Origin of the sequence: Clostridioides sp. ZZV14-6009 (assembly GCF_020658095.1) — a bacterium.
In the GTDB taxonomy this organism is placed as follows: domain Bacteria; phylum Bacillota; class Clostridia; order Peptostreptococcales; family Peptostreptococcaceae; genus Clostridioides.
In genome coordinates, this window is sequence record NZ_JAGWDG010000009.1 from 124,981 (window position 1) to 133,121 (window position 8,141).

6 protein-coding genes and 1 other annotated feature are annotated in these 8,141 nt (G+C 28.5%); of the genes, 4 read left to right on the plus strand and 2 right to left on the minus strand.

The features are described from left to right. Positions 1-142: 142 nt before the first annotated feature. Positions 143-3,469, minus strand: coding sequence for a cell wall-binding repeat-containing protein (locus KGF36_RS12870; protein ID WP_227828697.1), 3,327 nt, complete (start codon positions 3,467-3,469; stop codon positions 143-145). A gap of 458 nt (positions 3,470-3,927) precedes the next feature. Continuing rightward, on the minus strand, positions 3,928-5,331 hold the full coding sequence (locus KGF36_RS12875) for an ATP-dependent metallopeptidase FtsH/Yme1/Tma family protein (RefSeq protein WP_227842703.1): 1,404 nt from the start codon (positions 5,329-5,331) through the stop codon (positions 3,928-3,930). Positions 5,332-5,889: 558 nt separating this feature from the next. Then, positions 5,890-6,032: a sequence feature (ribosomal protein L20 leader region), on the plus strand. Between the two features lie 28 nt (positions 6,033-6,060). Here KGF36_RS12875 and infC point away from each other — a divergent pair. The 4 genes from infC to KGF36_RS12895 all read left to right on the plus strand — a co-directional run bounded on the left by infC (position 6,061) and on the right by KGF36_RS12895 (position 7,915). After that, positions 6,061-6,570: a translation initiation factor IF-3 gene (gene infC, locus KGF36_RS12880; RefSeq protein WP_227828813.1), complete on the plus strand. Its 510-nt coding sequence runs from the start codon at positions 6,061-6,063 to the stop codon at positions 6,568-6,570. Positions 6,571-6,597: 27 nt separating this feature from the next. Further along, positions 6,598-6,792, plus strand: coding sequence for a 50S ribosomal protein L35 (rpmI, locus tag KGF36_RS12885; protein ID WP_003418222.1), 195 nt, complete (start codon positions 6,598-6,600; stop codon positions 6,790-6,792). A gap of 60 nt (positions 6,793-6,852) precedes the next feature. Beyond that, a complete protein-coding gene (gene rplT, locus KGF36_RS12890) occupies positions 6,853-7,209 on the plus strand; it encodes a 50S ribosomal protein L20 (RefSeq protein ID WP_227828695.1) in 357 nt (118 codons plus the stop codon). A 163-nt stretch (positions 7,210-7,372) separates the two neighbouring features. Then, positions 7,373-7,915, plus strand: coding sequence for a hypothetical protein (locus KGF36_RS12895; protein ID WP_227828694.1), 543 nt, complete (start codon positions 7,373-7,375; stop codon positions 7,913-7,915). Positions 7,916-8,141 lie beyond the last annotated feature (226 nt).

Genomic DNA, 8,141 nt, shown 5'->3' on the forward strand with positions numbered 1-8,141 from the left:
TATAAAATTATATTAAAGATATGCTAATAATGTATAAACAAGAAAAGTATTCTTCAAATTCAAAATGGAGAATACTTTCTTGAATACTTGTAATTAATTCAGTAAATATATATTTATAGGATATTTTTTTATTTATATTATATTATTTGTTTAATAAGAGTCTTAATTTATTAAGTACAGATAATTTTATACCACCACCTACTTGATATACCTTTTCTGAGTTCTTTTTATCTAATATATTTTCTTGTTCTTTATTTAAACTATTTGTGGCTATTACAACTGGCATATTTTCCTTTGATGCAAATGGGCCTACTGATAAAGCATCAATCAGATTATTTTCCTTAGCTAATATCACACCATTTATGCTATTATCTTTATAGAAACGTTCAATAACACGAGCATTAGTTTCTTGTCTGTCATTTCCAGCAATTCTGTTTTTTGAGACATCATTTGAAGTTATATTATTAATTTGCTCTATAGCTTTCTGAGAGATTTTAGTTTCCCCACCTATAAAGTAAGAAGTTTTTACTTTTTTAGATTTAATATAATCATATGCGTCTTTATCTAATCCATCTTTTTGTGTAAGTATTATAGGAGAGTTATTTTTTCCTGCTACTGATGAAATAGATAGTGCATCAGCTTCTCCATCTCCAGCACTTACATATATTGTATCAATATTGTTATTACCAGACATTTCTTTAGCTATATTTAAAGACGTTTCATATCTTGATTTTCCACCTATTCTTTTTACATTCATAGATTTATTAACACCTTTTAGTTGGTTAACGACTGAATTAGAGATTGAAGCCTCTCCACCTACAACTATTATATTAGATGCTTTTAATCTTTTAATTTCATCCATTGTTGATTTATCTACATTACTTCCATTAGAAAGTAGCATTGGTGCATTTTTTGTATTTGCAAGTGGTGTAGCTGATAATCCGTCTACTAAGTGCTTATCAGTACCATTTACAAGTATTACAGTATTTGAAGTTTTCCAGCCTTCTTTAGATACTTTTACTGCTGTTTCAAATCTGTCATCTCCAGTCATTTTTTTAGATTTTACATTAGTATCTAGATTATCCCATAAATTTACTCTATCTTCAGGAGCTACATACATACCATCATTCTTTGTTATATTATACGTTTTATAGAATTCTTCGAAATTTGATAAGACACGATTTACTCTTAAAGTATTTGGACTATGCTCATCTCCTGTAGAATTCTTTGCATATTCTCTTGTGTATAATCTAATATATGACTCTGCATAACTCTTGAAGAACTTATCATAATTTGGATTTTCCATTTTTGATAAAATTCCCAAGGCAGCTCCTACACCACCTATATCTGCAATATTTTCACCTAAACTTATCTTACCATTTGCTTTTACACCTGGAGCTATTTCCCATCCATCATAGAAATTAACTACATCATTACAACGTTCCTGAAATTCTCTGTAATCATCCTTAGTCCACCAATCATGTTCTTTCCCACTTGAATCATATTTGGCTCCATTGTTGTCAAATGCATGAGAAATTTCATGTCCTATTACTGCACCTATTGCACCTAGATTTTCCTCTCTTGATGCATTTGGGTCATATAAAGGTGCTTGTAAAATACCTGCAGGGAAAGTCATTGCATTATCATACATTCCATACACTGCATTTACAGTAAATGTTGCTAGTCCAAATCTATCTTTTGGTATTACTTTACCTGTATTTTCAGCATCTTTTTTTAGACGTGCAAGTTTAAAAGCAGTTATATTATCAAAATGATTTCCACCATCTTCTTTACTTTTAATGTCTACATTTTCTGCATCAGATTCCCATTTATCAGGATATCCAACGACAAATGTCATTTTATCAAGTTTTTTTATAGCTTCTTTTTTGGTAGTTTCACTCATCCAGTCAAGTTTTTTAATTCTTTCTTTATATAATTCTACAAAAGATTTAACCATATCTTCAACGTCTTTTTTTGATTTTTCAGGAAAATATTTCTCTACAAATAATTTTCCAATATATGAACTGAACTTTTCAGATGTTAATGCTGCTGCATCTTTTTCAGTTATTTTACTTTGCGAAGCATCTGCACCAGGATTAGCATTGTCAGTCCAAACATTTAGATATTTTTGGTCTAAAAATTGTGCATTTTCTTCAGACAGTTTTATTTTAAAAAGAGTTTTTAAAGCTTCTAAATTATTATTAGTGTATGCCTTATTAAATAGTTCTAAATCTTTTGGATTCATTACCTTGATTTCTTTAGGAAGATTAGTATAGCCAGCAGCAGTAAGTGTTTTAGACAATTCTAAATTTGGCATTTTTTCTTCTATCTCTTTTAAAGTCATCCTCTTGTCAACACCTTCTTCACCTCCAGATACTTTTTTTACAAAATTTATATACTCATCAACATGCTTACTAGCTTGTGCCTCACTTTCTCCACTTAAAATTAACAGCTTTTTAAAAAATGTTTTGCTATTTTCTATTGTCTCATCATTTGAATATGAACTAAATAAATGTGTATCAGCCATTGTTCCTATATATAAAGCATACTTTGCTTCATCTACATTATCTTTCATTAAAAAAAGACCAACCGAACCACCAGTTCCTATTTCTTCAAGTGATTTTTTTTGAATATCACTAAGTTCTTTTACATTCTTTGCTTTATCTATAGCATCAAGATATTTTTTTATTGGTTTATTTCCAAGTTCATTTCTGCTTTTCATGTCTAGTATATTAAGGTAGAAATCTTTAATCTTTTGTTCTTCACTACCTTTTTTATGATTTCCTTCTACTATCTTTTTAATAATGTCATTAATTTTTTTTGTATTCTCATTTTCAATATCAACATAACCACCAGATACTGTTTCGTCACTTGGAAGTTTTGATTCCTCTAAAGCCTTTTTATTTACAAAATTATAAAAATCATCTTTTGGATTACTACCTTTAAATGCCCAGATACGTCTAACCATAGTGTCAACTTCTCCTACAGTCATAACATCACTACCATGAAGTTTTTTGTCTTTAGTGTTAACCATAACTCCACCATTTATTAAGTTGTCTATATCAGACTTAGCAGAAGCAGGTATATCTGTAAAACTTACATTTTTCTCTGCCACTCTTTCATTTTGACCTTTTGGAGCGGATAAAGTTCCAAAAGCTCTACTTATCATGATAAGACCATCTAGTCTATTAACTTTTTGATTTTCTTTATTTTCGTATCCAGACATGATTTTCTTTTTATCTATATTAGAATTATATGATTTAGCTGATTGTAAAAGAAAATCAGCTAGTTGACTATATGTAGTACTACTAGTTTTAATTTCTTTTCTACTTTTAGGTTGTGCTGTTTTTTCAGATTTTTCTATATTGGTATTACCTTGAGCAGTTTCTTGTGCCTGAGCAACTCCTGTAACAAGTGTAGTCATAACCATTCCTGTAGATATAATTTTTGCATTTAATTTTTTATTCATGATATGTTCCCCTTCTCATATGTATTATTTATGTGTTTAACATTTAAAATTTACTTTTCATTAGTGTCTTATATATTAGTCTATTGGTATTTATATACAAAACAATATCATAGTAATGTTAACCGTATGTTTACAGGAAGATAATTACAGTAAGGTAAAATTTTTGTGACGAATACTCAAAAAAATTTGCTAGCTTTTATGAGAAAAATGTATTGTTTATTTAAAAAGATATCAAAAACAAAAAAATAGAAAGTAAATTTAAATCAATAAGGTTAGTAGAGTCAATATTTAATAACAGAATGAAAGATAATAAACAAAAAAATAATAAAGAGGTTGTAAGTAAATTTGTTTCTACACAAATCTACCTACAGCCTCAATACCTATCATCTCAAAATATTTAAATTCTTTTTAAAATAATTATTAATTTTGATGTAGAAATTATTTAAAATATTATCAAACTAATTTACAGCTTCTTTTCCTATCAAATCTTTTAATTCTTCATGAGTCATAGTTTCTTTTTCAAATAGGAATTTAGAAACAGAATGTAAATCTTCAAGGTTATCCTTTAACATCTCTAAAGTTTCTTTATAACAACTTTCAACTATACGATTAGCTTCCTTTTGAACTTTATCACATAAGAAAGTCTTATCATTTCCATCAATAGTCATAAATCCTAAGTTACTCATACCATACTCACAAACCATTTGGTTAGCTATCTCAGTGACTTTCTTTAAGTCATCCTTTGCTCCTGTAGATTTATGATTAAATATTAGTTCTTCTGATGCTTTTCCAGCAAGTAATATTTTTATTTTTCCAACCAATTCATCTCTAGTATAAATATATCTATCTTCATCAGGTAATTGAAGAACATAACCTAATGCTTGTCCTCTAGGTATTATAGATATTTTTTGTATAGGACAAATTCCAACTATATCACTTACAAGAGCATGTCCAGCTTCATGATAAGCTACTATCTTTTTCTCTTTTTCAACTAATGAAGAGTTTTTGGATTCTAATCCTGCAATAACTCTTTCAAGTGCTTTGTCGAAGTGTTCTGCTGTAATATATTCACTGTCATCTCTAACTGCAAATATAGCTGCTTCATTTGCTATATTTGAAAGATGGGCTCCGTTGAAACCGTGAGTTTTTTTAGCTAAAAGTTCTAGATTTACAGATTTGTCTATAGGCTTGTCATCTGTATGTACCTTTAGAATTTCAAATCTAGTGTGATAATTTGGTGCACCTATATGAATGTGTCTGTCAAATCTTCCTGGTCTAAGTAAAGCTTCATCTAATAAGTCAAGTCTATTGGTAGCACCTATTATTAATACATTGGAGTCTTTATTAAATCCATCCATTTCAACTAAAAGTTGGTTTAACGTTTGGTCTTTTTCATTGTTGCTTTCAAGATGTCTTTTTGCTCCTACAGCATCTATTTCATCTATAAATATTATACTTGGAGCTTCTTTTCTAGCTTTTTCAAATAGAGTTCTTACTCTTTTTGCTCCTACACCTACATATTTTTCAACGAACTCAGAACCTGTAACATTGAAAAATGATGAGTTTGTTTCACCAGCTACAGCAGATGCAAGTAATGTTTTTCCTGTCCCTGGAGGACCATAAAATAATACGCCTTTAGGTATTTTTGCACCCATTTTTTGATATTTTTGTGGAGACTTCATAAAATCAACTATTTCAAATAGTTCTTCTTTTACTTCGTCTAATCCAGCTACATCTCTAAATGTAGTTTTTGGTTTTGTAGAAAGCGAATCATCTGTTTGATTTTCTCTTTCCATTTTTGTCTGTGCAAAGACAGGAACTGGATTGTTAATTTTTTTAAAAAAGTTGTTTAGCATTTTCATATTCACACCTCAGGTAATTAATTATTGTTAATCAATTTTATATTTTCCATATTTACTATATTTTATTATTTATTTTTTATGGAAAAAATATACATGTAATCTAAATAAAAATAAATTCATAAATTTAACTGGAAAAAGTCATTTATGAATATGTGCAAATTACCTTTATATACTAAAAAAATATGACAAATCAAGATAAAATTGAAATGATGAAAAATCTATAATATGGATATTAAAGGATGTAAAGTAAAGTATTCAGTATAAAATTGGCTAAAGAAGTGTTTTTAAGTATTTATTATATAGAGTGATAGGGTAATAAAAGATTTTAAAGTTGAAGTTTGAATTTTTTAAATTAAATTTTGGAAAATGAGGGCAAAATAAATGGTACGAGCATATAATAAGTATTAGGAAGAAGAAATTAAATACAAATAATATGTAGTTTATAATAAATATGTGCAATTTTAAATAAAAAAGCAGTTAAGTTAGTAAAAATTTATTAAACTTAAAAAAATAGTTGCAAAAAATTTGATAAAATGATATAGTGGATAGGGTAAGAATAAAACAAAGAAGAAGTCCGCTTCTCACCTTACGCCGAGGGTTAGTAAGGTAAATATAAGTTAAAGCTTAGTAGTAATTTAAGCTTGTTTAAATTTGGTAACTTATATTGCGGATGATTATGTCATCCGCTTTTTATTTTATATTTTATAAAAAATTTGGAGGTGTCCTACAATTAGCAAAGAATTAGCAATCAATGAACAAATAAAAGACAAGGAAATAAGAGTCCTTTCACCTACAGGTGAACAACTTGGAGTAATGCCTACTAAAGAAGCTCAAGCAATGGCTACTAGTAAAAACTTAGATTTGGTTCAAATCTCGCCAAATGCAAATCCACCAGTGTGTAAGATAATGGATTATGGAAAGTTTAGATATGAGCAAGCGAGAAAAGACAAAGAAGCTAAGAAAAAACAAAAGACTATAGTTGTAAAAGAAGTAAGACTTAGACCAGGTATTGAACAAAATGATTTAAATACGAAAGCTAATAATGCTATAAAATTCCTTAAAAAAGGGGATAAAGTCAAAGTCGAACTTAGATTTAGAGGTAGAGAACTAGGACATAAGGATATAGGAAGAGAAGTTATGTTAAAGTTTTTAGATATAATAAAAGAGTTTGGAGAACCAACAAAAGCCCCTGCATTTGAGGGTAATAATATGGTTGTAATTATAGATCCCAAAAAATAGATGATTAACTGAGAGGAGGAATTTGTCATGCCTAAAATGAAAACTCATAGAGGTGCAGCAAAGAGATTAAAGAAAACAGGAACAGGAAAGTTAAAGAGAGCTAAAGCTTATAAAAAACATATATTAACTAAAAAATCTGCAAAAACTAAGATGAACTTAAGAAAATCAACTCTAGTAAGTGATGGAGATGCTAAGAGAATAGCACAATTATTACCATACTAGGATAGGATACGGATTATAAATAATAACTATAGAAGAGGGATATAAAAGGAGGTCATAACGATGGCAAGAGTTAAAAAAGCTATGAACGCTCGTAAGAAGCATAAAAAAATATTAAAACTTGCAAAAGGATTCAGAGGAGCTAGAAGCAAATTATATAGACCAGCAAATACATTCGTAATGAAGGCATTAAAAAATGCTTATATAGGAAGAAAGTTAAAGAAAAGAGACTTCAGAAAACTTTGGATACAAAGAATAAATGCAGCAGCTAGAATGAATGGAATATCTTATTCAAGATTAATGAATGGATTAAAATTATCTGGTGTTGAAGTTAACAGAAAAATGTTATCTGAAATGGCTATACAAGATCCAGATGGATTTGCTAAATTAGCAGAAGTTGCTAAAGCAAAATTAGCTTAGTATTAAATCATGAGATATAAAGTCTTTGAATTATGTAAATAATTCAAGGGCTTTTTTTATTTTTTGAGTATTATTTGTTTGTATAAAATTTTTAATAGACTTGATTAAATATTATCAACATGATAATATTATCTTAATGATAATAATGGGGAGGTAGTATAATATGAATGAAAAACTTATGGATTGCTTTATAAATCCAGTTAAGTGCAGGTTGTTACTTGAGATTTATTCAAATAAGCAAACTACAGCAAAGCAATTAGGAGAGAAGTTTAAGGATATATCACAAGCCACACTTTATCGTTATCTTGATAAAATGTTAAAGGATAATATTATAAAGGTAATTGAAGAAAATAAAATAAGAGGAACTGTTGAAAAAGTATATGCTGTTAAGTCAGATATTGATGATGATGCAAAAAAAATGATAAATGAAAACTCAGCAGAAGCATATGTACAGCTGTTTACTCAATATATGATGGTATTTATGAAGGAGTTTTATGATTACGCTAAAAGAGAAGAAAAAGATATTTTAAAAGATGGTTCTGGTTTTTCTGTCTTTCCAGTATATGCTAATCTAGAAGAAATAACTGAAGTAACTAGAAAGATTGCTGATATACTAGAACCTTTAAAAAATAACCCATCAAGAGAAGGGCGTAAAATACATTCTATAGGATTGATAATTGCACCTCCTAAAGAAGAGGAAAAATAAGATAAAATTATTGAAGTGCAGTGTAAACAATATACAAACTAGTATCATTAAATAAAATATTGAAGATAGTGCTAAAATAAAGATAGCAATTTGATTTCTATATCAAACTGCTATCTTTATTTTAGCATGTTAAACTTTACATAAGTGATAAGTGATAAGTGATAAGTGATAAGTGATAAGTGATAAGTGATAAGTGATAAGTGATAAGTGATAAGTGATAAGTGAT

Excerpts from the sequence above, each read along its gene's own strand:
- KGF36_RS12895 (WP_227828694.1), top strand. The coding sequence starts at position 7,373 with ATGAATGAAAAACTTATGGATTGCTTTATAAATCCAGTTAAGTGCAGG.
- KGF36_RS12875 (WP_227842703.1), bottom strand. The coding sequence starts at position 5,331 with ATGAAAATGCTAAACAACTTTTTTAAAAAAATTAACAATCCAGTTCCT.
- rpmI (WP_003418222.1), top strand. The coding sequence starts at position 6,598 with ATGCCTAAAATGAAAACTCATAGAGGTGCAGCAAAGAGATTAAAGAAA.
- rplT (WP_227828695.1), top strand. The coding sequence starts at position 6,853 with ATGGCAAGAGTTAAAAAAGCTATGAACGCTCGTAAGAAGCATAAAAAA.
- KGF36_RS12870 (WP_227828697.1), bottom strand. The coding sequence starts at position 3,469 with ATGAATAAAAAATTAAATGCAAAAATTATATCTACAGGAATGGTTATG.